Source organism: Tsukamurella pseudospumae (genome assembly GCF_001575205.1).
Classification (GTDB): Bacteria; Actinomycetota; Actinomycetes; order Mycobacteriales; family Mycobacteriaceae; genus Tsukamurella; species Tsukamurella pseudospumae.
In genome coordinates, this window is sequence record NZ_LSRE01000013.1 from 165,831 (window position 1) to 190,479 (window position 24,649).

The following is a 24,649-nucleotide window of genomic DNA, read 5'->3' on the forward strand; positions in this document are numbered from 1 at the left end:
AAGCCATGCGCGGCACGCATGGCTCTCGAAATGACATCACCAGGCCAGCGCAGGAGCTTTCGGGGCGGGCGTAGCTCAGAGCAGCTCGGGCTCGGAGTCCTCGTCGCGGTTGCGCCAGGCCCAGTGCAGCACCAGCCCGAGCGTCACGAGCGCGATGGCCGCCTCGTCGGTCGCCCAGGCCACGACGCCGCCCACGAACTGGTCGCGATGCAGATCCGTCATCCACGGGAAGTCGAGGTACAGGTACAGCCGCGAGCCGACCAGCCCGTCCATCGTCATGACGATGAGGGCGAACACCATGGTGATCGGCATCATCGCCAGCAGCATGCCGATCCGGCCGATGAAGGGCAGCTCGGTCGGTACCGGATCGATCTGGAAGACCCGCCAGTAGAACAGGAAGCCGGTGAAGAGCAACGCGGCGTAGATGGCCAGATGACCCCAGTGGTAGCGGCCGATGGTGTCGAACAGCGGCGTGAAGTACAGGCCGTAGAGCACGAACGCGAACAGCGCGAGCTGCACGACCGGCCGCATCAGCACCGCGAAGGACCGGGAGTCGAGCAGCATGGCCAGCCACCGGGCCGGGGCGCCGCGCAGCGTGTCGCGCAGCAGCGTCACGGGGGCGCCCAGCAGGAGGAACACCGGGACGATCGAGGTCATCAGCATGTGCACCACCATGTGCACACTGAACATCGCGTTGGAGTAGGTGCGCAGCCCGGAGCCGGTCAGGGTGAGCAGCGCGACGCAGCCCAGCAGGAACAGCACGGTGCGGTACCACGGCCAGTTCGCCGTCCGCCGGACCAGGATCAGGTAGCCGACGGCGAGGGCGATCGCGAACGGGGCCAGGTTCAGGTCGGGACGCCAGTTCCCGAGGAAGGCCATCGCACTCGGCGGGTCCGGCAGGTTGTAGCCGAGGAAGTTCTCGCCCACCGTGGGCCGGCTGCGCAGGAAGGGCGGCGGGGTCAGCTCGGACGCCGCGATCGCGGTGCCGAACGCGGCCGTCAGCAGCGCCGCCGCAGCGGGTAGGGCGCGCAGCCAGTGCGCCGCGCCCGCCGCCACGAGGAGCACGCCGGTGGCCAGCAGCAGCTGCCCGTACCAGGTGACCCAGAGGTCGGAGCCGGGCGCCATGATCAGCGCGATCACCGCGCCGTTGACGAGCGCGAGCGCGGCGAACAGCGGACCGATCCAGCGCCGCTCAGACCGCGCCGGCAGCCGCACCGCCGACCACAGCCCACCGAGCCACAGCGCCGCGACGACGGCGAGGGTGGTCAGGGCCGCGGTGGAGTAGTCGTGGTTCCAGTTCTGCGCCTCGTTGGCGGTGACGATCGTGGCCAGCAGGCCCACCACAGCGGGCAGCAGGATCCACAGGTGCGCGACCCAGGTGTACGCGGTGCGCAGCGCCACGGACACGGCCACCGCGCAGACCAGCGAGACGATCCAGCCCTTCGCCGTGTCCGACGCCGAGATCAGCACGCCGAGACCGCCGACCCGGTACGTGGCCACGAGGTCCTGGGCTGCACTCTCCGCGGCCGCGAGGAAGACCATCGGGACCGAGACGACGGCCCAGGCGGCGGCGTACCGTCGGGCCTGCAGTTGCGTGAGGTACCCGCGCAGGCCGAGCTCGCCCGAGTCGAGGGCCCGCGTACGGAACACGGCGTAGCCGATCGAGCCGAAGGTCAGGGCCGCGGCGACGGTGCCGACCAGCCGGCCCACGGCCGCCCCGTACGCGGTGAGCGCGCCCGGGTAGGCGTTGCCGTTGACGAGGTAGCGCAGCTCGCCCTCGCTCGCGACGAGCCAGAGCACCACCGCGAGGGCGGCGGCCGAACCGATCAAGAGTGCGGCGATCCCGCCGCGGGGCGCCGCGACCGGGCGCTGCTGCTCCGCCTCCGCAGCGGCTCCCGACTGCTCCTGCGCCACCGCCGACAAGCTACTTCGCGTCCTTGATCTTCTTCACGGACTTGTCGAAGAACGAATCGAACTCACCGCGATCGGGATCGCCGCCGAGCTTGGTGCCCTGCACCGCGACGGTGTAGCCGCGCAGCGAGGCCACGCCGACCAGCACCTTCTGGTGGATCGGGAAGGAATCGGTGCCCTTGGTACGGGTGCCGTCGAGAGCGATCTCGAAGGTGGCCTTCTGCGTGTCCGAGGCCACCTCCTTGGTGATGGCGCGGGCCTTGATCGTGCCGCCGCGCGGGTCGCCCGTCTCGATGGTCACGTCGGAGCAGGTCTTGAGCAGGCCGACCTTGAGCGTGTCGACGTCGACGTCCTTGGCCACCAGTGACGCGCTGAGGCTCTTGCGGTCCTTGTCGTTCACGCCGGCGATCGTGTTGGCGTCGCCCTCGGAGCTCTTCAGCGCGGACAGCAGGTTCTTGCACTCCGGCGGGTTCACCTTCGCCGACGACGCGAGGGTCAACGGGTCGGCGCCCAGCTCGTTCGCCAGCCGCTGCTGCGGTGCGGGCACGATGATGTAGCCGCCGGGGAAGTCACTGGAGTTCGCCAGCAGGTCGGACGCCGGCGCGGTGGGCTTGGCGGTGGTGTCGGGATCGGCATGGGCGATGCCCCCGGACAGGCCCACGACCAGTGCGGTCGCGGCGGTCAGGGTGGCGGCGCGACGCAGGCCCGCTCGCTTGAGGTCAGTCTTCGCGTTCATCTTCCACTTATCTCCGGTCCCGAAACCTTCGTTACGCAGGTCGACGGTGACCGTGGTCACCGTGCGGCCCGCCTGCGCAGGGCGATCATGCCGAGGGCGGCCACGGCGACCACGATCTCGGCTGCCGCGAACACGATCATCAGGGTCATCCAGGGCTCCATCGAGCCCATGGAATGGCCCATCGAGCCCATGTCCATGCCGGGCATCGAGTGGTCCATGCCGCCCATCGACGAGCTCATCGCCGACATCAGGACCGGGTGGAGGGCGATCATGATCGCGCCCATCGCTCCGGTCAGCACCCAGGCGCTCACCGTCGGATTGCGGAACAGGCAGACGGAGCAGTGCGCGCACCCGATGAGCATCGCCGCGACGAGGATGGACACCACCCAGCTGTGCTCGCCCAGCATCGGCAGGTGCACGAGCGACGTGGCCAGCGCCACGGCGGCACCGACCCAGCCCCAGATGCGGGCGGTTCGGGACGTTCCGGCGGCGTCGGCGTGCGCGTGGTTCACGACCGTGATCCTACCCGGCGGGCACTTCACCGGATTCCTGCGGCGGTGGCTCACCGGAAAGCCGGTACGCCGCCCCCGCGAGCGCGGCGAGGATCCAGGTCAGGTACCAGATCTGCATGAATCCGGAGGTGTCGAGGATCAGGCAGATCACGATCAGCGCGGCGACGGCACCGCTGATGCCACTGGCGAGCTCGGCCGTCGCGCCCGACGCCCGCGCGGACGCCCGGATCGCGAGGTAGAGGGCGAGCGCCAGCGCGGCGATGAAGGTGACCAGGCCGAAGATCCCCGCCTCCATGAGCCGGGAGAGGTACTGATTGTCGAGCACCGGCTGCTTGAGCGTCGGGTACGCGCCCACGCCCTGGCCGAACCAGAGTCGTTTCCACACGTTCTCCGCGACGAACGCCTGGCCCACGGCCCGCGACTGCAGCGAGGAGTCGTTGCCCGAGCCCGCGAAGGTCTCGATCAGCGCGAGGATCACCTTGATCTGGAAGACGGTGCCGACGAGGAACAGGCCGACGGCGCTCGTCACGATTACCAGGAGGCGACGCACCGGCCAGCGCCAGCACATCACGGCCACCGCCGCGGCGCCGCCCACGATCGCCGATCGGGACAGCGAGGCCAGGTCGGCCGCCACGATGATCGCCGTGCACAGCGCCCAGGGCCACACCTTCGCGCCGCGCCTGCGGGCGCTGAGGATCAGCGCCACCCCCAGCGGGACCAGCACCGTGAGCACCGCGCACAGCTCGAGCGCGTGACCCGCGCTGCCCTGCGGACGGTTGAGGCCGGCGCGAGTGAAGTTCTTGATCAGGACGAAGTCACTGGCCTTGGTGATCACCGGGATCCGGAAGTTCGGCGCGAGGTCGAGCCCCGTGGCCGCGTACACGAGCGCGAACAGCGCACTGACCGTCCCGCCGAGAACGAGCCCGCCCAGCACCACCCGCAGCGGGTGCTCCGACCGCACCACCGCGAGGATCAACAGCACCATCCCGACCAGGAGCATGTCGACCATGACATAGCGATCCATGGCATCGACGGTGATGCCGCTCGGTACGCCGCGCGCCATCGCTCCGCCGTAGGAGACGAAGGACGCGAACGCGTAGGCGAGCACCGCGGCCACGATCGACCGGTCGCGCACCATGGGGGCGTAGCCCGTGAACGCCGCGGCCCCCCACACCACGGCGCCGATCGCGAACAGTGTCTGCGCCAGGGTGAGGCCGTAGGTCGCGGGCACCAGGATCGACTGTCGCATCGACAGCAGCGCGAATCCGCCGGCCGCGACGAACACCGCGCCGGGCGGGCCGATCGTCTGCGCGATCCGCCGCGTCACCGTCGACCCGACCTCGACGGGGTCGACCGCCGGCAGCGATTCCCGCAGCCTGCTCACAGCGGGACCCGGTCTCGGCCGTCGGCTCCCGTCGGGGTGCCCGACGGTGCCTCCGGCGCGGAGTCCGGTGCGTCCCCCGTGCCCGGCGGTGCCTTCGGCTCGCCGTTCCCGCCCGACGGATCACCGTCCCCGTCCGGCGGACCATCGCCCTGCGTTCCGCGGACGGCGCTCCGCAGGCCCGCGATCATGACGAAGACGAACATCGTCAGCAGGACGCCGCCCATGGCGTATCCGACGGCGGCGCGCACCGGGTCGGCGCCACTCAGGACGCCGGGCCGCGGTTCCACGCTGACGCGCAGGTCCGCGAGTGTGCCCGGGAGCGCACCGGCCTCCTCCTGCATCGTCTTCAACCGAGTGCGCAGGAAGTCGATCAGCGCGACCGCGGCCTCGCGGGAGGTCCACTGGTCCGGGGCGCGGACGGCGAACAACACCTGCGGCGAGAGCAGGGCGGACGAGCCCTCGCCCGCCACCGTCGAGACCACGTAGTCGGGCGAGCCGCCCTTGGCCTCCACGACCTTGCGGGCGTCCTCGCTGAGCGCGACCGTCGAGAGCACGTGCGCCAGCTGGGCCGTGTTGGACAGATTGGTGAACGGGTTCAATGTGGGGTTGGGGTTACCGGCGCCGGGCGGGATCGCGACGACGGCGCCGACCGACTCGTACTCGACCGTGACGGACTTCCATCCCGCGGCGCCGCACACGACCGCAGCGATGACCGCCACGGCCACCACGACGCGCCGGAGGAAAACGGCGCGAACCATGCCCGCGATGTCCATCTCGTGTCCTTCCTGCCGCCGGCCCGGGCGCCCGTGCCCAGTTCTGTGCGATCGCAATGATAGCCGGGCCGGCCGGCTCATTCCGAGGCCACGCCCGCGGTGCGCCGGTCCGCCGCGGGCGTCGGCGACGACTGCGACGATCCCGCCCGGGGCCGGCGACCACCTGCACGCGCGTTCCGGACGAAGCGCCGGACCAGCAGCAGCGCGACCACGATCACCGCGGCGATCCCACCGTCCTTCAGCGCTGCGATGACGAGTCCGCCGGTGACCTCGTGCGCGGCGGGTGCGGGTACGGCGACCTGCAGTTGCGCCATCCGCTCCGCGGGGATTCCGGCGTCGCTCTGGATGGTGCGGATGGCGTCGCGGATCGCGGCGACGAGCGCATCCGCCCCGCGCTTGGCCGCGTCGGGATCGGGAGCGTTGATCGTGTACTCGATCTGCGCCGCGTTCTGCGCGAAGTTGGCCCGCACCTCGCGGGCCACAGTCTCGATCACGTAGTCGCGCCGGGCGCCGGACGCGGCCACCCGGTCGCGCGTGGCCTCCGACCGCACGTTGGTCGCCACGACGGCGGTGAACTGCGTGGAGTTGTAGAGGTTCGCGAACGGATTCTGGCCGGCGTCCGGGTTGCCCGCCCCCGCCGGCAGCACCACGACCGCGCCCTGCGTCGCGTAGTACGAGTCCGTCGTGCTGTACCCGACGTATCCTCCGGCGACGGCCGCCACCAGGACCAGCGCCACTGCGAGCACCCTGCCCCGCAGGCTGCGGAGCCATCGGGCGAGATCAGTCCACACGTTGCCTCAGCCCTCGGTCGGTCTTCACGATCGCAACCGACTCTAGCGTGCGGCGGCCCGGGGCCCAACCCACGTCGCTTGACCGCCACGGACCGCCACCAGCAGACTGGTCGCTGGTAATCGGCGTTACGAAACCAGCGCTTGTGCAGTCCGAACGATCGGATCCGTCATGAACGCGAAGCACGTGGGCGCGCTGGCAGTCGCCCTCATCACCGTCGCCGGCCTCACGGCGTGCGGCTCGAACGACAAGCCCACGGACAGCTCGGTCGCCTTCTCGCCGACCACCGGGGACGACTTCGGCTCCAACCCGGGCGCCTGGCAGACCGACGGTGTGCCCGTCCCCGGCAAGGGCGTGACGATGGTGGGCGATCCGGTCGCGGCGCAGGCCGTGGCGAACGCGGGTCTGCAGCAGGGCACCGTCACCGCGACGGCCGGAGACGCCACCGTCTACTACCCGAAGGCCCCGGACGTGCCCGGTCTGCCCGTGACTCCGCAGGAGGTCGCGCCGCCCCCGCCGCAGTTCACCCGCCCCGTGAACACCCGGCCGTGGAACTACACGCCGCACCAGATCGACGTGTACCGGCAGATCTGCGAGACGGGCCGCTGGAACGACTGGGTCGCCGGCGTCGAGGTGCAGTCGCAGACCTGCTGGACCGTGTACGGCCGGCAGCTGGGCGTGCGTCCCTGGTACCCCGGACAGCCGAAGCCGTGGGAGCGGCCGAGTTGGCCGAAGCCGTGGTTCGAGGCGAGCTTCCGCGCGGACGTGCCCGTGATGTGGGTGTACCCGCGGGACTGGTCGCAGCCGCGACCGCAGCCGCTGATCTCCGTGTCCATCGGCATCGACGTTCCGCAGAACCCGCACGCCCGGCCCAACCCGCGCTACCGGGACCAGCCCTACTACCCGGTCTGGGCCGCCACGCCGGGCCGCCCGGTCGCGGTGCACGACCAGGGTCGCGTCGTGGCGCCCTGGCTGCCGGCGTACGGCTCGGCGACCGCCGGCTACACCGCCGCGCCCCTCTACCCCGGCGTCGTGCTCGCGCCCATGCCCACGTCGGATCGGGCGGAGGTCGTGACGGCGGTGCCGGGCACGCAGGTCGTCGGCAATCCGTTCCGGGATTCGACGGTGCTGGCCCCGACCGCCGCCGCGATCGCCGGGGCGACGGTCTACAACGGCACGCGGACCCAGCTCGCGCAGGCCCTGGGCGAGGACGTCGACGTGCGGGTCCCGACCAGCGGCCGGGCGTCGGCGCGGACCTCGGACGCGACGACGAGCACGACGACGACCACCCGGTCCGCGACGAAGACGACCACCGAGCCCACCACCTCGGAGAAGGCCACGACCACGTCCGGGACGACTGCGGACCGGACCTCCGACGCGACCACCACCACGAGCACGAAGACCACCACCACGACGCCGAAGACGACGTCACCGTCGGGCTCGACGACGACGGCACCGTCGGCCACGCGGACCACGACGACGGCCCCGAAGACGACCACGACGGAGAAGCCGGCCACCACCACCGAGAAGCCCGCGACCACGACGACTCAGGCGCCGACGACGAAGACGGACACGCCGGCCACGACCACGACCACCACGAAGAAGGTCGTCACCACCACGACGACGAAGCCCGCGCAGTAGCGCGGGCTTCGGGGTCGATCGGTCGAGCGGTCAGATCCGGCGGGCGAGTCCCACGCGGGTCAGCGTGCCGACCAGGCGCAGCGTGCGCCCGACCTGCCGCGGCGAGGCCATGATGGTGCGCTTGTGCGTGTGTCCGGCGTCGGCGACGGGCTTGCCGTCGAGGCGGTCGGCCAGCCAGCCGAGCAGCATGGGTGCCGACAGGAAGTGCATGGAGAAGTGGTCGCTCCACTGGTCGGTGCGGTACTCGACGTGGGTGCCGCCGTCGGCGTAGCGCGCGACGTGCGCCTCCGCGTCCGTCACCGGTGAGATCTGGTCCTTCGTGGACTGCACGACGAGCATCGGCACCGTCGGCGCGGACTGCCCGGGCCGGATGTCGTCGAAGATCTCCAGCAACTTCGGCAGCCGCGCGACCTCCTCGAAGGTCAGATCGGGGCAGTAGTAGCCGAAGTCCTTGTGCGCCATCTTGCGGATCGCGCGCTCGGGCGACCACTCGAGGGCGTCCTCGTAGAACACCTTGCGGCCCTTGTCGTCGACGTGCTCGGCGAGCACCTCGCGCAGCGTCGGGTACTCGCGGGCGAGCGCGGCGATGACCAACGTCGGCAGGCCCGTGAACAGGGTGTTGTTCAGGTAGACGAAGACATTGCCCGGGTCGGAGACGGGCGCGCCCACGGCCCCGGCGATCAGGTTCAGCTCCGGCGCGTACGACGGTGCGATCTCCGCGGCCCAGGAGGTGGCCAGGCCGCCGCCGGAGTAGCCCCAGACGCCGAGGCGGGTGTCGGCCGCGAGGCCCAGCGGCTCGTGCGAGAGGGCGGCGCGCAGACCGTCGAGCACCATGTAGCCGGGTTCGCGGGGGATGCCCCAGCGCCCCGTCTGGCCGCCGTGGTCGGGCACGGAGACGGTCCAACCCTTGGCCACCGCGGCCGCGATGAACAGGTACTCGATCTGCGGGAACGACGCGTCCTCGGTCTTGACGCCGTGCTGCAGCACGTACGACGGGAAGGTCTTGGGGTGCAGCGAGTCGATCGCGCACTGGTAGCTCACCAGCGGGGCGCCCGGCTTCGCGCCGCGCAGCGGGCTGATCACGGTGGTGACGGTGACCTCGGGGACGCCGTGCATGTTGACGGTGCGGTACAGCAGTTGGGTGGCGCGCACCTTCTGCTTGACGCGGCCGAGGAAGCCGATCGACACGTCGCGGTAGCGCAGGACGGTGCCCTCGGGTGCGTCCTCGAAGCCCGACGGGGCCTCGAAGAACGGGTCGACGCCCACCATCTGCGGCTCCGCGGGTGCGGGCCAGTGCTCGGCGAGCTCCGTGCGGTTCTGCACAGCCGTCATGTCGGTCCTCCTGATCGGGGGTTCGGAGCGACTGTACACGCATATGGGACAGATCTGAAGAATCTGTCCCAGGGCTCGCTCGACGGAGTCGGTGAACATCGCGTGAACCGGCCCCGCTTGCCTTTGCAAGCGGCTAATCTTCATCTCGCTGAATGAACGATTGAGGTGAACGACGTGACCCCAGGTGACCGCGTGCAGTTGCGCGACGAGGTGCTGAGCTACGGAACCGTGCTCAGCGCCGATGATGAGGCGGTGTCGGTCAAGCTCGATGACGGACGGGCCGTGGCGGTGCACCGCGAGGCCGTCGTCCTCCTGTAGACGCTGGGCGCGCCCCGGCGTCAGTACACACCCGCCCCGAGCAGCGTCAACGTGCTGCGCAGCGATGCGATCACCGGCTCCGGCGAGATCGTCGGATCGACGGCCCGCTGGATCCCCAACCCGATCGCCGCGGCCAGCATCAGGTCCGCAGTGGAATCGAGCGCGTACAACTCGGCCTCCGCGTCGGCGGCGTCGTCATCGGCGTCGCCGCGCAGCATGGTCCGCAGCATGTCGACGACGGTGCGGTGCGCCGCGGAGCGCAGCTCGACGACCATCGCGAGCAGGCTCGGGTCGGTCCGCGCGACGGTGACGAACTCGAGCTCGAGCATCGTCCAGCCGACGTCGCCCGCCGTCCGCTCGACCCAGGACGCGAGCACGTCGATGCGGTCCTGCAGATCACCGGGCCCGCTCACCAGCGCGCTGAGCTGGCCGACCTTCTCCTCGTGGATCGCCTGCAGCACCTCGCGGCACAGATTCGGCTTGTCGACGAAGTTCGAGTAGACGGCGCCCTTCGAGTAGCCGGCACGGTCCGCGATGTCCTCCAGGCTCGCCGCGGCGTAGCCCACCTCTAGGAACCTGTCCCGCGCGGCGAGCAGCAGGTCGGCGCGCGTCTGCGCGCGCTGCTCGATGCGGGTCAGCCTGGCCATGCGGAGAGAATACCGCCATCGGTATTCAAAAACTGCAAGTATTCGGATACTGTTGGTCCAACCTGATCGAAAGGATCCACCATGGCCCTGTTCTTCGGCCCCTCCGACCGCCATCTCACGCGGCTCGACGGTGCGCTGGTCGTGATCACCGGCGGCGCCCGCGGCATCGGCGCCGCCACCGGCCGCCTGTTCGCGCAGCACGGCGCCCGCGTGGTTCTCGCGGACGTCGATCTCGACGTCGCCGAGGCCACGGCCGCGACCATCCCGGGCGCACGCGCCGTGCGGCTCGACGTCACCGACCGCGACTCCTGGCGGAGCGCACTGACCGAGATCGGCGGCGACATCGACGTCCTCGTCAACAACGCGGGCGTCATGCCGCTCGGCCACTTCGAGGAGGAGTCGGAGCGGACCACCGATCTCATCCTCGACGTCAACATCCGCGGCATGCTCAACGGCATGCGCGCCGCGATCCCCGGAATGGTGGCGCGCGGTCGCGGGCACGTCGTCAACGTCGCGTCGATGGCCGGGATGATCCCGATCCCCGGCATGGTCACCTACAACGCCAGCAAGTACGGGGCGCTCGGCGCGTCCCTCGGCGCGCGCCGGGAGTACGACGGGACCGGCGTCGCCGTGTGCGCGATCCTCCCGTCCGCCGTGCGCACCGAACTCAGCTCAGGAGCACAGCTGGGCGGCGGCATGCCGACCGTCGACCCCGAGGACGTCGCCGCCGCGATCGTCGACACGCTGCGGACCCGCGCGGCCCGCACCTCCGTGCCGAAGTGGGTGGCCCCGGGCTGGAGCCTCGTCGAGGCCTTCGTGCCCGAGCCGATCGAACGACTCGCGCGCAGGCTGGTCGACGACCGGCGCACGCTCGACCTCGACGCGGCCGCGCGGAAGGCGTACACCGACCGCATCGACCGCCACGCCGCGGATCACGCCCTCGACGAGGAGGCCGCCCGATGACCCGCGCCCTCGTGATCGGGTGCGGCGGCACCATCGGCGGCGCGTGGACCATCGCCGCGCTCGCCGCACTCGAGGAGCAGCTCGGCTCCGATCTCCGCGAGCTCGACGTGCTGCAGGGCACCTCCGCCGGCTCGGAGATCATCACCGCGCTCCAGCGCTTCTCGGTGCAGGACCTCGTCGCGATGCAGGAGGGACGCGCGGAATCGCCCGTGCTGCAGCACCACCTGGCCGCGACCCCGCCCTCGCTGCCCCGCATTCCGTTCTCGCTGCCCTCGGACCCGTCCACGCTGTGGACCCGCCGCGGCGGGCACGCGCCGCTCACGGGCATCGCCCCGCGCGGCCGCGGCGACGCGACGTGGCTGGCAGAGCTGGCCGACGCCACCGTCGGGCCCGGCGCGCCGGTCCCGGCGAAGGCCCGCATGGTGGCCTACGAGCCGGTGTCCGGCGAGCGCGTCGCATTCGGCGCACCTGGCGCACCGAAAGCCACTGCCTCCGAGGCGCTCCGCGCATCGTGGGCCATCCCGGCGTGGATGCCTCCCGTCGAGGTCGAAGGTCGCACGTTCGTGGACGGCGGCGCCGCCTCCACGGCCTCGGTCGACCTCATCACCCCCGAGGACGCCGACGAGATCATCGCGGTCGTGTCCATGGCCTCCGCTCCCGGCGTCCGCGGTCCCGGAATCGGCGGACTGATCGAGTACGCCGGGCTGAGAAGGCCCATGTCGCAGGTCTTCTGGGCCGAGGTCGCCGTGGCCCGGGCCCGCGGCCAGAAGGTCACCGTGATCTCGCCCGACGGTGCCGACCTGGCCGGGCTGGGTGCGAACTTCATGGCCCGGGGCCGTCGCGCGGAGGCCTTCGAGGCCGCGCGGAGGACCGCCCCGCTCGCCGTCCGGCGCGGACTGGAGGCAGCGCGATGACCGAGCCCCGCATCGTGGTCATCGGCGCCGGCGTGGCCGGCATCTCGACCGCACACGTCCTGCAGGAGCAGGGATTCACCGACTGGGTCGTGCTGGAGAAGGGCGCCGACGTGGGCGGCGTGTGGTTCTGGAACCACTACCCCGGACTCACGTGCGACGTGCCCTCACAGATCTATCAGTTCGCGTTCGCGCCGAAGCCCGACTGGGAACGGATCTGGGCCACGGGTCCACAGATCCAGCAGTACCACCGCGACGTGGTGGATCAGCTGGGCATCGCAGACCGGATCCGCTGCAACACCGAGGTTCTCGCGGCGGAGTTCGACGACGCCTCGGCCACCTGGGCCCTCACGCTGAACACCGGCGAGACGATGACGGCCGACTTCGTCATCTGCGCGACCGGCGTCCTGCACAATCCGGCGATCCCCGACATCGAGGGCCTCGCGGATTTCGACGGCGACGTGGTGCACACCGCCCGTTGGGACGATGCGCTGACCACCGAGGGCCGAAGGATCGCCGTCATCGGCACGGGATCGACGGGCGTACAGGTGGTCTCGGCGTTGCAGCCGAGGGCGAGGCATCTCACGCACTTCGTCCGCTCGCCGCAGTGGGTCCTGTGGGCGCCGATGCGGCTGCCGCAGATCGCGCCGATCACCGCCCTGTTCGAACGCATTCCGGGACTGATCGACCGGGTGCACCAGGGCCTGCTCTGGGGCTCGGGCATCCTCGCGGACATCGCGACGAAGCCGTCGTGGCGGCGCAGCGCGGTGCAGGCCTACGCCCGGCTGTCGCTCCGCGCGCAGGTGCCGTCCACCCTGCGGCCCGGCCTCACGCCCGAAGACGAGCCGCTGTGCAAACGTCAGGTCGTCTCCGGCACCTACTACTCGGCGATCAAGGCGTGCAACGCCTCCCTCGTCTCGGAGGGCATCGATCGGATCGAGGCGAAGGGCATCCGCACCGCGGACGGGACGCTGCACGAGGCCGACGTCATCGTGCTCGCCACGGGCTTCCGGGCGCACGACTACATGCGGCCGATGCAGGTCACGGGCCGGGACGGGGTCAAGCTGGACGACGCCTGGTCCGGCGGCCCGCGGGCCTACCGGATGACGGCGATCCCGGGTTTCCCCAACCTGTTCACCGTCCTCGGCCCGAACTCGCCGACGGGATCGATCTCCCTCCAGTTCTCCGCCGATCTCACGGCGCGGTACATCGCGCAGTGGCTGGACCGGTTCCGTCGCGGCGAGGTCACCTCGACGGAGGTCACCGAGGCCGCAACCGACACCTTCAACGAGCAGGTCGCCGAGGCCATGGGCCCCACGGTATGGAACACCGGCTGCAACTCCTGGTACTTCACCGAGGGCGGCACCATCGACCTGTGGCCCTTCGACCGGAAGACGATGGTGCGCATGCTGTCCGAGCCCGACGAGGCGGACTTCCACGTCCGACGGTCCGCCGACCGCAGCTGACGATCAGGCGCCCGGACGCAGGGCACCGGAGGGCTCGGTGCCGCACGCGCGGTGCCGGGCCCTCACGTCGTGTCGCCCGCCGAATCCCGCGCGTCGGAGACCCGATCCGTCACTGCGCATACCGATCCGGCGCCGGCCCTTGACACGGCCGTCCGGACCCGCCATTCTGAACATGGTTCATATATGAACATCGTTCAGATTGGGGCAATCCATGACCTCTCCCTCGCTCGCCGGGCGCCTGTCCAGCCCTCGCCGTGAGACCGACCCGCGCCGCCTCGCCGAGGCCGTCTCGGGACGCACCGTCCTCATCACCGGAGCCTCGTTCGGCCTCGGCGCGGCCACGGCCGAACTGTTCGCCGCCGCGGGCGCCACGGTGCTCCTCGTCGCCCGCACCGCCGACAAGCTCGACGAGGTCGCCTCCCGAATCCACGGGAACGGCGGCACCGCCCACACCTTCCCGACGGATCTCTCCGAGCCCGCCGCCGTCGAGGCCCTGGCCACGGCGATCATCGAGCAGCACGGCGCCCCGGACATCGTCATCAACAACGCGGGCAAGTCGATCCGCCGTTCGCTGGACCTCCAGCTCGACCGGCCGCAGGACTTCGTCCGCACGATCGACGTGAACTACCTCGGCCCGGTCCAGCTCCTGCTGCGGCTGATCCCGGCGATGACCGAGGCCGGCGGCGGCCGCATCGTGAACATCTCCACCGTCGGCGTGCGCATGTATCCGGGACCGCGCTGGGGCGCCTACCAGGCCTCCAAGGGCGCGTTCGACACCTGGTTCCGCAGCGTCACGCCCGAACTGCACGCCCGGAAGATCGCCACGAGCTCGATCTACATGGCCCTGATCCACACGCGCATGAGCGCCCCCACGCCGAGCATGCGCAGGCTCCCGGGGCTGGACCCCGAGCACGCCGCGCAGATCGTGGCGGCCGCCGTGGTCGACGGTCGGCGGGTCCTGGCCCCGTGGTGGTCGTGGCCCCTCGACACCGTCTCCGCGGCCGCCGGCGGCGTGTTCGCCGCCGCGTACACGCGGGCGTTCCGGTTCACGGCCGACTCCGCCTCGGCGCGTGCCCGGCACGAGGTGCTCCGGTGAACGCCGCGATCGCCACGGCGCTGGCCGCGGCGCGGTCCGGGCTGCTCGTCCCACCGCCCCCGGCCCGCTGGCCCGGAGTGCTCGACGCGCTGTTCACGGGCCCGCGGGGCATCGGCTCCCTCGTACGCCTGTCCGCGGCGCGACACCCCGACCGGGTCGCGATCGTCGACGACGAGGGCGCGCTCACCTACCGGGAGCTGCTCGCCGAGGTCGATGCGGCCGCCGCCGCGCTCCACTACGGCGAGGGGGTGGGCGCGTTGGGCACCGTCGGCATCATGTGCCGCAACAGCCGGCAGTTCGTCGTCGCGCTGCTGGCATCCACCTCTCTCGGCGCCGACGTGGTGCTGCTCAACACCGACTTCCGGGACCGCGCGCTCGCGGCGTCGCTGGAGGGGCACGACATCTCGCTGGTGATCTGCGACGCCGAGTTCGAGGCGATCGTCGGCGCCGTGCCCGCCACGCGCACCGCGTCGCCGGGCGCGCGCGACCAGGGGCACCGCGCACCGTCGTCCCCGCGCGAGGGACGCCTGATCCTCCTGACCTCGGGCACCACCGGCACCCCGCGCGGCGTCCCGCGCGACCCCGACGTGCGCACCGTCCTCGGGATGACCGCCAGCGTGATCCTGCGCACCGGCGCACGCACGGGCATGCGGACCATGGCGTCCGTGCCCTTCTTCCACGCCTTCGGGTTGGCGGGTCTGCTCATCACGCTGGGCCTCGGCGGGACCCTGCTGACCTGCGCCCGGTTCGACCCGGCCTCCGCGCTGGAGCGCGCCGCGGTCCACGAGGCCGACGCGCTGCTCGTAGTGCCGGTGATGCTCAGCCGCATTCTCGACGCCGTCCCCGAGGGCTCGGAGACCTCCATGCCGCGCATCGTTCTCAGCGGCGGCTCCGCGCTCCTGCCGTCGGTCGCGGAGCGCTTCACCCGCCGCTTCGGCGACCACCTCTACAACGGCTACGGCTCCTCCGAGGTCGCCCTCGCGACGCTGGCCACGCCTTCGGACCTCCGGCGTTCGCCCGGCACGGTCGGTCGGGCCGTCGCCGGCGCCACCGTCGCGATCCTGGGAGACGACGGTGCCGCCGTCGCCCCCGGCAGCACGGGCCGGATCCACGTCGGCGGTGCGCCCGCCGTCGGCACGTACACCAGCGGGCAGCGCAAGGGTGAGGTCGCGGGGCTGATCGCCACGGGCGACAAGGGATTCATGGACCGCGACGGGCTGGTGCACGTCACCGGCCGCGAGGACGACATGATCGTCAGCGGCGGCGAGAACGTCTACCCGCGCGCGCTCGAGAACGTCCTCGCCGGGCACCCGGACATCGTCGACTCGTGCGCGGTCGGCGTGCCCGACGAGCAGTACGGACAACGTCTCGCGGCACTGATCGTCGCCGACACCGAGCGCTTGCGCGAACCGGATCTGCGCTCGTACCTGAAGGATTCGCTGTCGCGGTTCGAGCAGCCGCGCGATGTCCACTTCGTCTCCGCCGTCCCGCGCAACGCCGCGGGCAAGGTCGACCGGCGCGCGACCACCGCCCTCCTCGTCCAACTCTCCCTGGAGGCCTCATCATGACCATCCACCTGTTCGACGTCGCCACACTGCGCCCCCTCGCCGGTGGCGAGGTCCCCACGCTGTGCCTCGTCATCGTCGGCGAGGACCGGGTGATCGCCATCGACGCCGGCTTCCCGGTCTCGGTGTTCGAGGACACCTCGCTGATCGGTTTCGAGCGCCACTTCCTGCGCCTGCGCCGCACTCCCGAGATGGCGCTGGTGAACCGGTTGGCCTCGATCGGCGTCCGCCGCGAGGATCTCACCGACATCGTGCTGACCCACCTGCACAGCGAGCACGCCGCCGGCATCGTCGACTTCCCCGATGCGACGGTGCACGTCTCGGCGACCGAACTGGCCGCGTCCCGCTCGCGCTCGCCCCGCGCCCGGATCTCGTACCGGTCGCGCTTCTTCGAGCACGGCCCGAACTGGGCTCCCCACGACGGCGCCGAGGAATGGCTCGGCGTGCCGGGCTGCTCGTACGTCACGGACGACGTGGTGCTGGTCCCGTTGCCGGGGCACACCGTCGGGCACTGCGGCGTCGCGGTCCGGCGCGGCGACCGGTGGCTCCTGCACACCGGCGACGCCTGGTACCGCGACCCGCTCACCGGATTCGACGCGTCCTTCCCGCTCGGGCTCTACGAGCGGGTCGTCAAGGCCGACGGTGCCCTCCAGGCGCAGACCTGGCGCACGCTCGAGCGGCTCGCGCTCCGGCCCGACGTCGACACGATCTCGTCCCACCGCTTCCCGCCGCGACTGCCGATCTCGCTCGCGGACACGACCGAACGGAGTTCCCGATGACCCCCGCCGTCACGATCGAACGGATCACCGTCGACGGGGGCCCGGCACCCTTCGAGGCCCTCGTCGCCCGCCCCTCCGAGCCCGCCGGGCCGCGCCCGTCCGTGCTGCTCGTGCACGACATCACGGGCGCCGAACCGGACATCGAGCGCAACCTCCGCATCGTCGCCGGCCACGGCTACCTCGCGATGGCGCCGCTGCTGTTCACCGCGGGCAGCAGCCGCGCCGGGTGCATCGTGTCCACCATGCGCTCCCTCGCCACCGGGAAGGGTCCCGCGTTCGGCGTGCTCGAGCGCGCCCGCTCCGTGCTGGCGGGCGACGCGCAGTCCACGGGCGACGTCGCGATCACCGGGTTCTGCATGGGTGGCGGCTTCGCCCTCCTCGAGGGCGACGCCCGCTATGTCGCGGCGGCACCGTTCTACGGCGCGCTCACCACGTACCGGATGGTCACCGCCGACACCTGTCCTGTCGTCGCCTCCTTCGGCCGCCGCGACGCCTTCATCCCGCTCGGCGAGCAGCGACTGCAACGGGTACTCGACCGGCACGGCATCGACTCCGACCTCAAGACCTATCCCGGTGTGGGACACAGCTTCGCGAACCGGATCGAGCTCGCGTCCGACGCCGTGCTCCGCGTGGCCGGCATGCACTACGACGAGGCGGTGTCCGCCGACGCGTGGGCGCGGGTGTTCGCGTTCTTCGACGCGCGCTTCGCGATGGGAGACGTGGCATGACGGTGCGCGTCCATCACCTCAACTGCGGCACGATGCGCCCGCCCGGGACCGTGCCGATGGTGTGTCACGTCCTGTTGGTGGAGACGAACGCGGGCCTGGTCCTCGTCGACACCGGACTCGGAACGGCGGACATCGCGCACCCGAACGCACGGCTCGGTGCCAGTGCACCGGTCATCCGGCCCGCCTTCGACGACGCCGAGACCGCCGTCGCGCAGGTCCGCGCCCTCGGCTACTCCCCCGCGGACGTGACCCACATCGTGGCCACCCACCTCGACTCGGACCACACCGGCGGGATCGACGACTTCCCCGGGGCGAAGGTCCACGTGACCACCACGGAGTACCGCTCGGCGGGTCTCGCGAGCGGCCCGGCGGCGGCGCTGCGGTACCGGCCCTGGCGCTCGTCACCGGCACCCGCCACCGTCACCTACGACCGGTTCCCGGTCGACTGGTTCGGCTTCCCGAGCGCGCCACTGTCCGCGATCGACGAGGACCTGCTCCTGGTGCCGCTGCCGGGGCACACTCCGGGCCACGCCGGGGTCGCGGTCCCGACCGGCGACGGCTGGCTCCTCCACTGCGGCGACGCCTTCTACCACCGTGCGGCGGTCTTCGGCGGGCACGTGCCCGCCACACTCCGGCTCGGCCAGTTCGTCACCGCGACACGACGCCGCGAGGCCCGGGCCACACGGGACCGGCTCGCGGAGGCCTTCTCCGACGGTGCCTCGAACGTGACCCTGGTGTGCGCGCACGATCCGGTGATGTACGCGGATGCGGCGCGGGGCAGTATCGGGGGGTGAACACGAGCAGGCCGGCCACCCAGTGGGGCGATCGCGATCAGCGCCGGATCGACATCCTCCGCGCCGGGGAGCGACTGTTGCGCGAGGGCGGCTACTCCGCTCTACGGATGCGCGATGTCGCCGACGGCGCCGGCATCTCGCTCGGCACCGTCTACACCTACTTCGCGAACAAGGAGAACCTGTTCATCGGCGTCTTCGCCGAGCAGGTGGTCGGTCTCACCGAGCGGCTACGTCCCCAGATCGAGGGCGCGACCGACTTCACGGCGGTGTTCACCGCGGCCGCCACCGAGTACCGCGAGCAGTACCTGGACTTCGGGCGCCAGTTCGACGCGCTGGGCCTCGAGCACGCTCCCGGCACGCTGCAGCCCGCGGTCGAGCAGCACCTCCGGGACGCGACGGGCGGGCTGGTCGCCGTGCTCGGCGCCGCCCTCGTCGACCTCGGTTACGAGGGCGATCCGCGTCCCGCCATGGCCTTGCTCTGGTCCACGGTGACCGGCCTCGCGAACCACTACACCACCGCCCGGCAGGACTTCCTCGGCGTGCCGTGGGATGCCGAGATCGCGTTCGCCGCCGAACGGTTGGGCCGCAGCCTCGGCGTGCTGTGACGCGCCCGCGGGGGCGCGCGACGGACCGGCTCGGGTCGGCGTCCCGGAACCGCCGCCGGTAGGGTGTCCGCGTGCGGCGATTGCAAAGGCTCCTGTGGGTGACGGCGGTGCTCGTCGTCGCCGTGCTCGCGGCGGTCGGCGGCGTCGGATACCTGCTCTTCGGTGTCTCGCACGAGGATCCGCTCCGCAAGGTGGACGCGATCATCGTGCTGGGCGGTGAACACGACTCCCGCGAGTACTACGGGATCCGCCTCGCTCAGGAGGGGTACGCCAAGAACGTCGTGCTCTCGAACCCGTACGCCGCGACCGACCGCACCATGCAGGACCTGTGCGACACCAGGATCGACGACATCGCCGTCACGTGCGAGCGGCCCGCGCCCAGCACGACACGCGGCGAGGCGATGTTCACGCAACGCCTGTCCGAGCAGCACGGCTGGAAGTCGGTGATCGTCATCAGCTGGGGCTACCACCTCACGCGGGCCCGGTACATCTTCGACCGGTGCTACAGCGGCGAGACGGTGCTGCGGGCGGTCCCGCGCTCCTACGACTACGGCCCCGCCGACTGGGAACTCGTCTACCTCTACCAGTTCTTCGGCACCGCGAAGGCCGTCGTACAGGGCTCCTGCTGAGCGGTCAGAACCACACGCGCGCCAGCCACGCCGCGAGCCCCAGCCCGCAGATCGCGACCACCACGCGCAGGCGTCCCGCGTCGATCCGCGCCACGACGGGCGGGCCGCACCAGCCGCCCAGGAACCCGCCGATCGCCATCGCGATCGCCGCCGGCCAGTGCACCGGGCCGAACGCCGCGAAGCCGATGGCCGCCACCAGGTTCGCCAGCCCGAGGACGTAGGCCTTGAGCATCGCCGCGCGCCACAGCGGCTCGGACGTCGCGACCAGGGTGAGCGCCAGGATCATCACCCCGGCGCCCGCGCCGAAGTATCCGCCGTAGATCGCCACGAGGAACACCCCGACGGGGTAGTACCGCGCGAGCCGCGCGACCTCGGGGCGCTCGCGCAGTCGCGGCTGCAGGAGGATCGCCACCGCCGCGATGGCGATGAGCACCGGCACCACCGCCTCGAAGGTGCTCCCCGGAGCCAGTATCAGGAGCGCGGAGCCCACGACGCCGCCGGCCACCGCGAGCGCGGCGAGCAGCCGCATCTGCGGCTTGTTCTTCACCAGCTCGGACGCCGACGAGGCGATGGAGCCGCCGCCCACCGCCACCATCGCGACCGTGTTGGTGACATTGGCCGCCACCGGCGACAGGCCCATCGCGAGCAGCGCCGGGTACGAGACCAGCGAGGCCAGCCCGGTGATGTAGCCGATCAGCCCCGCGGCGAACCCGGCGGCCACCATCGCCGCGATCACCCACACCGTCATCGCCCCGCCTCTCCGACGCGCATCAATCGCAGCGATTGTCGCGCGGCGCGGAGCGGACTCAGACCGCGGGCTGCTGCTGGGTGATGCAGTGGATGCCGCCGCCACGCGCGAACAACGGCCGCGCATCGACGGTGAGGATCTCCCGACCGGGATACGCGGCCGCCAGCACCTCCACTGCCACAGCGTCGTTCGGGTCGTCGAAGGAGCACGCGACCACGGCGTCGTTGACCACGACGTGGTTGATGTAGCTGTAGTCGACGAAGCCCTCGTCGTCGCGGAGCACCGTCGGGGCGGGGACGGAGCGGACCTCCCAGGGCAGGCCCGCGGCGTCCGTCGACGCGGCGAAGACCTCCCGGATGACCCGGCACCGCTCGTGGTCCGGGTGCGCGGGATCGCGCTGGTCGTGCAGCAGAACGGTGCCCGCGGACGGGATGGTCGCGACGATGTCGACGTGGCCGCGGGTGCCGAAGGTGTCGGAGTCGCGGGCGAGCCCGTAGGGCAGCCACACCGCATGCGTCGCGCCGATCGTCCGGGCCAACTCGGCCTCCACGTCGGCCTTCGAGAGCCCCGGGTTCCGGCCCGGATCGAGCTGGACGGTGTCGGTGAGCAGGACGGTGCCGGCACCGTCGACGTTGATACCGCCGCCCTCGCCCACCAGGTCGGACCCGATGTACTCGGCGCCGGCGAGCTCGGCGACGAATGCCCCGATCCGGCTGTCGCGGTCCCATCTCGCCCAGGACTGGCCACCCCAGCCGTTGAACACCCAGTCCACGGCGCCCAGCCGCCCGGCCTCGTCGACGACGAAGGTGGGCCCGATGTCGCGCATCCAGGCGTCGTTGAGCGGCGCCTCCACGACGTCGACGGCGCCGGCCAGATGGCGCAGCGCGGCCTGCCGCTCGTCGGGATCGACCACCACGGTGACGGGCTGGAAGTCGACGATCGCGTTCGCCACCGCCGCCCACGTGGCGCGGGCGGACTCCTGCTCGGATGCCGTGTCGCCGAGCGAGTACCCGGCGGACGGGTAGGCCATCCAGGTGCGGGTCTGGGGCGCCGTCTCCGACGGCATGCGCCACGTCACTTCGCACCGCCCAGGAGACCGTGCGCCGACACCGGCTCCGTCAGCGGCCCGTAGGTGTCCGGCCGGCGGGTGGCGAGGAACGGGAAGAGCGTGAGCCAGTCGCGGCGCTGGTCCAGGTCCAGGTCCGCGACGAGCACGGCGGATGCGTCCCGCGGCGCCTCGACGAGGACGCGGCCGTACGGGTCCGAGATGAACGAGCTGCCGTAGAAGGTGATCGAGCCCTCGTTGCCCCAGCGGTTGGGCACCACCATGAAGGTGCCGCTCGAGATCCCGTTGCCCACGATCACCTGCCGCCACAGGGGCGCGGTGTCGAAGTCGGGGTGGTCGGGCTCGGAGCCGATCGCCGTCGGGTAGGCGATGATGTCGGCGCCGCCCAGCGAATAGGCCCGCGCGACCTCGGGGAACCACTCGTCCCAGCAGGTCGGCAGGCCGAACCGCGCGCCGCCCAGCTCCGACGGTGCGTGGACCGGATAGGGATCGGCGCTGTCCGGCCCGGGGCCGCGCAGGAAGTAGGTGTCCTCGTAGTAGCCGGCGGTCACCGGGATGTGCAGCTTGCGGGTCTTGGCGAGCAGTTCCCCGGACGGCGAGACCATGATCGCGGTGTTGTAGCCCAACGGTTCCGCGTCGGGGTGCCGCTCGTACAGGGAGGCGTGCACGACCACGCCGTGCTTGCGCGCCGCGGCGGCCGCGAAGGTGAAGGTGGGCCCGGTCAGCAGGTCCTCGGCGAGCGCACTCGGCTGCGCGCCGCCCCGCTCGAACGCGGGGTAGCGCAGGAGCGTGATCTCCGACAGGAAGACCACCTGCGCCCCGGCGGCCGCCCCCTGCCCGATGGCGTCGGTGAGCTCGGCAGCGAGTCGCTCGGCATCGTCGTGCCAGCGGTGCTGGACCAGGCCCACCCGCAGCGGAGCGCGTTCCGGCCGATCGACGCGGGCGGGCGACACGGGGATTCCGGGCGCGAGGATGAGGTCCATCTCGTCTCCTGAGGATTTAATCGATAGGCTTTCGATTAAAAGATAGCCCGGTGCGACCGCCGCCACAAGACCCAATCGACAACCTTTCGATTTTCAGCCCCGGCGGGTAGGTTCACGCAGGTGAGCAGACGCGCCGGACGCCCGACCACCCCGCAGCTCGACCGCGCCTCCATCGGTGCGGCGGCGCTGGAGCTGGTCGATCGGGACGGCAACTTCAGCCTCCCCGCACTCGCGCGGCGGCTCGGCGTCACGGTCTCCTCGATCTACCACCACGCGGACGGGCGCGCCGCCGTCGTCGGGCTGGTCCGCGACCTCGTGACCGCGGACATCGACGCCACCTGCTTCGACGCGCTGCCGTGGGACGAGGCCCTCGACACCTGGGCCCGCACCTACCGCGACGCCTTCGCCGCGCACCCGTCGGCGGTGCGGCTGCTCGCGACCGAGACCATCGGCGGCGACCAGAACCTGGCCATGTACACCGCCGCGGCGGCCGCGCTGCTCCGCGCCGGATTCCCCGTCGATCGCGTCATGGGGATCATCGTCGGCGTGGAGAACTTCCTGCTCGGTGCGGCGCTCGACGTGTCCGCTCCCGACGAGCCGATCCACGTCGGGGACGAGCCGGGCGCCGAAGATCTGCGCCGGGCGCTGGCCGCGGCACCGTCGGGCCCGGAACGCTCGCTGCAGGCCTTCGACCTGGGGCTCGCGGCGATGATCGAGGGACTGCGGGCGCTACTCGTCGCCGAGCAACAGCGCCAGTAGGAGCTCGGCGCGCACCCGCGCCGACTTCAGGTCCACACCGAGCACCTCCTCGGCCCGCGCCACCCGTGCCCGCGCGGTGTGCCGGTGCACGCCGAGGGCCGCGGCGGTCCCCTCCCACTGCCCGTGGTTCTCGAGGTACGCGCGGAGCGCCTGCGCCAGATCGCGGTCCTGCGCGCGCAGCGGCTCGAGCAGCGCGCGGTCGAGCGCGGTCAGCGCGCCCCGGGTACCGGGGTCTGTGAAGAGGGTGCGCCCGGCCAGCGCGGAGGCGTCGACGGTGCCCCCGCCGGGCCGGGCCGCGCGGGCGGCGAGCTCGGCCGCGCGCACCGCGTCGGCGACGGCGCCCGCGGCGTGCGGCGCTCCGAGACCCGACTGCAGCCGCGCCCGCTCGCCGGGCGCGAGGCCCGCGACCAGACCGTCCGCGAAGGTCCGCCCGTCGGCGCCGCCGAGCAGTGCGACGACGACACCGTGGGACGCCTCGGCGACGAACACCGGCCGGCCCGCGTCGTGCAACGCCGCCCGCACCGCGGCGACGACGGCCACGGCCTCGCCGCCGCGGACCACGAGCGCGCGTACTCCCCCCGGGTCGGCGGCCTCGTCGACCAGGCGGGCTGCCTCGTCGGAGTCCCCGCCCGCGGACAGCACCAGGCGCAGGGCCGCCGCGTTGATCCGCCACTGCGCGCGCAGCAGGCGCAGCGGACGCTCGAAGTCCAACGCCAGCAACGAGTTCGCGTGCCCGATGAGGACGTGATCGGTGGCCAGCGGCTCGTGCGGCAGCACGACGCCCAGGTGGCCGTGCTCGCGGTCGCCGACGCGGATCGGCTGGGTCACGATCGTCGCACGACCGACCGCATCCGCCGCCGTCACCGGCCCGACCGCGGACGCCGCGCGGTGTGCCCGCGCCAGCTCCCCGACCTCGCGCGACACGGCCGGGTCGACGTCCACGGGGTGGGCCTGCACCACCCGGCCGCTCCGGTCCAGGAGCAGGGCCGTGCCGCCGCAGCCCACCGCCAGCTCGCGCAACGTGGCCGACGGTCCGCCCGCCACGGCGGCGCGGGTCATCCGCTGCTGGGCACGCCCCGCGGCCACCTGGGACCTGTTCGCGCGTCGCGCGATCTCGTCGATGACGGTGCGCGCGACGGCCACGAAAGGGGTCGGCAGTGGCACGTCCACGAGGGCCAGGCCGTACTCGTCGGCTGCCGCGACCAGGGCCGACGGTGCGCTCTCCCGCGAGACGCCGACACCGAACCCCAGGGCCGAGACACCGCGTTCGGTGAGCCGGCGCACGTACTCCCGACAGCCCTCGTCGCCGGGTGGGATGCCGATGCCCGTGGTCAGTAGCATCTCGCCGCCGGCCAACCAGGGCGTGGGATCCGACAGCTCGGTGGTGATGACGAAGGTGATGGGGACATCGGTCGCCGCGGCCCCGGCGCGGAGCCCGAGGCCCAGGTCCCGCTGCGCGAGCAGCCAGCGCACCGTGACGGCCATGCCCACTCCATTCCGTCGAGATGATCCGA

The 24,649-nt window shown here is 71.9% G+C and carries 25 protein-coding genes; 13 read left to right on the plus strand and 12 right to left on the minus strand.

From position 1 onward, the window contains the following. Positions 1–75: 75 nt before the first annotated feature. The 6 genes from AXK61_RS11705 to AXK61_RS11730 all read right to left on the minus strand — a co-directional run bounded on the left by AXK61_RS11705 (position 76) and on the right by AXK61_RS11730 (position 6,107). Positions 76–1,914: a cytochrome c oxidase assembly protein gene (locus tag AXK61_RS11705; RefSeq protein WP_139058043.1), complete on the minus strand. Its 1,839-nt coding sequence runs from the start codon at positions 1,912–1,914 to the stop codon at positions 76–78. 10 nt (positions 1,915–1,924) lie between these two features. Beyond that, positions 1,925–2,647, minus strand: coding sequence for a hypothetical protein (locus tag AXK61_RS11710; RefSeq protein ID WP_139058042.1), 723 nt, complete (start codon positions 2,645–2,647; stop codon positions 1,925–1,927). A 56-nt stretch (positions 2,648–2,703) separates the two neighbouring features. Further along, positions 2,704–3,159 carry a hypothetical protein gene (locus tag AXK61_RS11715; RefSeq protein WP_139058041.1) on the minus strand — a complete coding sequence of 152 codons (456 nt, stop codon included), beginning with the start codon at positions 3,157–3,159 and terminating at the stop codon, positions 2,704–2,706. Between the two features lie 10 nt (positions 3,160–3,169). After that, positions 3,170–4,543: an O-antigen ligase family protein gene (locus AXK61_RS11720; RefSeq protein ID WP_082789319.1), complete on the minus strand. Its 1,374-nt coding sequence runs from the start codon at positions 4,541–4,543 to the stop codon at positions 3,170–3,172. After that, the gene (locus tag AXK61_RS11725) at positions 4,540–5,316 is read right to left on the minus strand and encodes a hypothetical protein (protein WP_068573537.1); all 777 of its coding nucleotides are present in this window, start codon (positions 5,314–5,316) and stop codon (positions 4,540–4,542) included. Before AXK61_RS11725 ends, AXK61_RS11720 begins: the two co-directional genes overlap by 4 nt. A 77-nt stretch (positions 5,317–5,393) precedes the next feature. Next, positions 5,394–6,107: a hypothetical protein gene (locus AXK61_RS11730; RefSeq protein ID WP_139058040.1), complete on the minus strand. Its 714-nt coding sequence runs from the start codon at positions 6,105–6,107 to the stop codon at positions 5,394–5,396. Positions 6,108–6,276: 169 nt separating this feature from the next. On the opposite strand from AXK61_RS11730, the gene AXK61_RS11735 reads away from it, so the two are divergent. Next, on the plus strand, positions 6,277–7,746 hold the full coding sequence (locus tag AXK61_RS11735; protein ID WP_068745447.1) for a hypothetical protein: 1,470 nt from the start codon (positions 6,277–6,279) through the stop codon (positions 7,744–7,746). A 30-nt stretch (positions 7,747–7,776) separates the two neighbouring features. On the opposite strand, the gene AXK61_RS11740 is transcribed toward AXK61_RS11735, so the two are convergent. After that, entirely contained in the window at positions 7,777–9,078 is a 1,302-nt protein-coding gene (locus tag AXK61_RS11740; protein WP_068573534.1) for a lipase family protein, read from the minus strand. Positions 9,079–9,252: 174 nt separating this feature from the next. Here AXK61_RS11740 and AXK61_RS24950 point away from each other — a divergent pair, with 174 nt between their 5' ends. Next, entirely contained in the window at positions 9,253–9,396 is a 144-nt protein-coding gene (locus tag AXK61_RS24950; RefSeq protein ID WP_139058039.1) for a preprotein translocase subunit YajC, read from the plus strand. Between the two features lie 20 nt (positions 9,397–9,416). On the opposite strand, the gene AXK61_RS11745 is transcribed toward AXK61_RS24950, so the two are convergent. After that, entirely contained in the window at positions 9,417–10,043 is a 627-nt protein-coding gene (locus tag AXK61_RS11745; protein ID WP_068573533.1) for a TetR/AcrR family transcriptional regulator, read from the minus strand. 81 nt (positions 10,044–10,124) lie between these two features. Between AXK61_RS11745 and AXK61_RS11750 the strand changes: the two genes are divergently transcribed. The 10 genes from AXK61_RS11750 to AXK61_RS11795 all read left to right on the plus strand — a co-directional run bounded on the left by AXK61_RS11750 (position 10,125) and on the right by AXK61_RS11795 (position 19,579). Further along, the gene (locus tag AXK61_RS11750) at positions 10,125–11,006 is read left to right on the plus strand and encodes an SDR family oxidoreductase (RefSeq protein ID WP_068745449.1); all 882 of its coding nucleotides are present in this window, start codon (positions 10,125–10,127) and stop codon (positions 11,004–11,006) included. Further along, positions 11,003–11,920, plus strand: coding sequence for a patatin-like phospholipase family protein (locus tag AXK61_RS11755; protein WP_068573531.1), 918 nt, complete (start codon positions 11,003–11,005; stop codon positions 11,918–11,920). The genes AXK61_RS11750 and AXK61_RS11755 overlap by 4 nt, the downstream gene beginning before the upstream one ends. Further along, entirely contained in the window at positions 11,917–13,383 is a 1,467-nt protein-coding gene (locus AXK61_RS11760) for a flavin-containing monooxygenase (protein WP_068745451.1), read from the plus strand. The genes AXK61_RS11755 and AXK61_RS11760 overlap by 4 nt, the downstream gene beginning before the upstream one ends. A gap of 211 nt (positions 13,384–13,594) precedes the next feature. After that, a complete protein-coding gene (locus tag AXK61_RS11765; RefSeq protein ID WP_068745453.1) occupies positions 13,595–14,479 on the plus strand; it encodes an SDR family NAD(P)-dependent oxidoreductase in 885 nt (294 codons plus the stop codon). After that, positions 14,476–16,047 carry an AMP-binding protein gene (locus AXK61_RS11770; protein WP_068745455.1) on the plus strand — a complete coding sequence of 524 codons (1,572 nt, stop codon included), beginning with the start codon at positions 14,476–14,478 and terminating at the stop codon, positions 16,045–16,047. Before AXK61_RS11765 ends, AXK61_RS11770 begins: the two co-directional genes overlap by 4 nt. Then, positions 16,044–16,823: an MBL fold metallo-hydrolase gene (locus AXK61_RS11775; protein ID WP_068745457.1), complete on the plus strand. Its 780-nt coding sequence runs from the start codon at positions 16,044–16,046 to the stop codon at positions 16,821–16,823. The genes AXK61_RS11770 and AXK61_RS11775 overlap by 4 nt, the downstream gene beginning before the upstream one ends. Continuing rightward, a complete protein-coding gene (locus AXK61_RS11780) occupies positions 16,820–17,551 on the plus strand; it encodes a dienelactone hydrolase family protein (protein ID WP_068573526.1) in 732 nt (243 codons plus the stop codon). The genes AXK61_RS11775 and AXK61_RS11780 overlap by 4 nt, the downstream gene beginning before the upstream one ends. Continuing rightward, positions 17,548–18,345 (plus strand): MBL fold metallo-hydrolase, encoded by a 798-nt coding sequence (locus AXK61_RS11785; RefSeq protein ID WP_231855520.1) that lies wholly within the window; start codon positions 17,548–17,550, stop codon positions 18,343–18,345. Before AXK61_RS11780 ends, AXK61_RS11785 begins: the two co-directional genes overlap by 4 nt. After that, entirely contained in the window at positions 18,342–18,950 is a 609-nt protein-coding gene (locus AXK61_RS11790) for a TetR/AcrR family transcriptional regulator (protein WP_068573525.1), read from the plus strand. Before AXK61_RS11785 ends, AXK61_RS11790 begins: the two co-directional genes overlap by 4 nt. A gap of 71 nt (positions 18,951–19,021) precedes the next feature. Beyond that, a complete protein-coding gene (locus AXK61_RS11795; protein WP_068573524.1) occupies positions 19,022–19,579 on the plus strand; it encodes a YdcF family protein in 558 nt (185 codons plus the stop codon). 4 nt (positions 19,580–19,583) lie between these two features. Here AXK61_RS11795 and AXK61_RS11800 read toward each other — a convergent pair whose 3' ends face one another. The 3 genes from AXK61_RS11800 to AXK61_RS11810 are packed head-to-tail and all read right to left on the minus strand — an operon-like array spanning position 19,584 to position 22,376. After that, a complete protein-coding gene (locus AXK61_RS11800; RefSeq protein ID WP_068573523.1) occupies positions 19,584–20,327 on the minus strand; it encodes a sulfite exporter TauE/SafE family protein in 744 nt (247 codons plus the stop codon). 58 nt (positions 20,328–20,385) lie between these two features. Continuing rightward, complete coding sequence (locus AXK61_RS11805; protein ID WP_068573522.1) at positions 20,386–21,405, minus strand: agmatine deiminase family protein; 1,020 nt, start codon at positions 21,403–21,405, stop codon at positions 20,386–20,388. Next, entirely contained in the window at positions 21,402–22,376 is a 975-nt protein-coding gene (locus AXK61_RS11810) for a nitrilase-related carbon-nitrogen hydrolase (RefSeq protein WP_068573521.1), read from the minus strand. The genes AXK61_RS11805 and AXK61_RS11810 overlap by 4 nt, the downstream gene beginning before the upstream one ends. Before the next feature lie 120 nt (positions 22,377–22,496). Here AXK61_RS11810 and AXK61_RS11815 point away from each other — a divergent pair, with 120 nt between their 5' ends. Continuing rightward, entirely contained in the window at positions 22,497–23,135 is a 639-nt protein-coding gene (locus AXK61_RS11815; protein ID WP_068573520.1) for a TetR/AcrR family transcriptional regulator, read from the plus strand. Here the strand turns inward: AXK61_RS11815 and AXK61_RS11820 are convergent. Beyond that, positions 23,106–24,620: a PucR family transcriptional regulator gene (locus AXK61_RS11820; RefSeq protein ID WP_068745459.1), complete on the minus strand. Its 1,515-nt coding sequence runs from the start codon at positions 24,618–24,620 to the stop codon at positions 23,106–23,108. The two genes, AXK61_RS11815 and AXK61_RS11820, sit on opposite strands and share 30 nt — an antisense overlap. Positions 24,621–24,649: the final 29 nt, after the last annotated feature.

Bases quoted from the DNA above. Each gene is read 5' to 3' on its own strand.
- AXK61_RS11710 (WP_139058042.1), bottom strand. From the start codon at position 2,647: ATGAACGCGAAGACTGACCTCAAGCGAGCGGGCCTGCGTCGCGCCGCC.
- AXK61_RS11725 (WP_068573537.1), bottom strand. From the start codon at position 5,316: ATGGACATCGCGGGCATGGTTCGCGCCGTTTTCCTCCGGCGCGTCGTG.
- AXK61_RS11735 (WP_068745447.1), top strand. From the start codon at position 6,277: ATGAACGCGAAGCACGTGGGCGCGCTGGCAGTCGCCCTCATCACCGTC.
- AXK61_RS11740 (WP_068573534.1), bottom strand. From the start codon at position 9,078: ATGACGGCTGTGCAGAACCGCACGGAGCTCGCCGAGCACTGGCCCGCA.
- AXK61_RS11745 (WP_068573533.1), bottom strand. From the start codon at position 10,043: ATGGCCAGGCTGACCCGCATCGAGCAGCGCGCGCAGACGCGCGCCGAC.
- AXK61_RS11750 (WP_068745449.1), top strand. From the start codon at position 10,125: ATGGCCCTGTTCTTCGGCCCCTCCGACCGCCATCTCACGCGGCTCGAC.
- AXK61_RS11755 (WP_068573531.1), top strand. From the start codon at position 11,003: ATGACCCGCGCCCTCGTGATCGGGTGCGGCGGCACCATCGGCGGCGCG.
- AXK61_RS11760 (WP_068745451.1), top strand. From the start codon at position 11,917: ATGACCGAGCCCCGCATCGTGGTCATCGGCGCCGGCGTGGCCGGCATC.
- AXK61_RS11765 (WP_068745453.1), top strand. From the start codon at position 13,595: ATGACCTCTCCCTCGCTCGCCGGGCGCCTGTCCAGCCCTCGCCGTGAG.
- AXK61_RS11775 (WP_068745457.1), top strand. From the start codon at position 16,044: ATGACCATCCACCTGTTCGACGTCGCCACACTGCGCCCCCTCGCCGGT.
- AXK61_RS11780 (WP_068573526.1), top strand. From the start codon at position 16,820: ATGACCCCCGCCGTCACGATCGAACGGATCACCGTCGACGGGGGCCCG.
- AXK61_RS11785 (WP_231855520.1), top strand. From the start codon at position 17,548: ATGACGGTGCGCGTCCATCACCTCAACTGCGGCACGATGCGCCCGCCC.
- AXK61_RS11800 (WP_068573523.1), bottom strand. From the start codon at position 20,327: ATGACGGTGTGGGTGATCGCGGCGATGGTGGCCGCCGGGTTCGCCGCG.
- AXK61_RS11810 (WP_068573521.1), bottom strand. From the start codon at position 22,376: ATGGACCTCATCCTCGCGCCCGGAATCCCCGTGTCGCCCGCCCGCGTC.
- AXK61_RS11820 (WP_068745459.1), bottom strand. From the start codon at position 24,620: ATGGCCGTCACGGTGCGCTGGCTGCTCGCGCAGCGGGACCTGGGCCTC.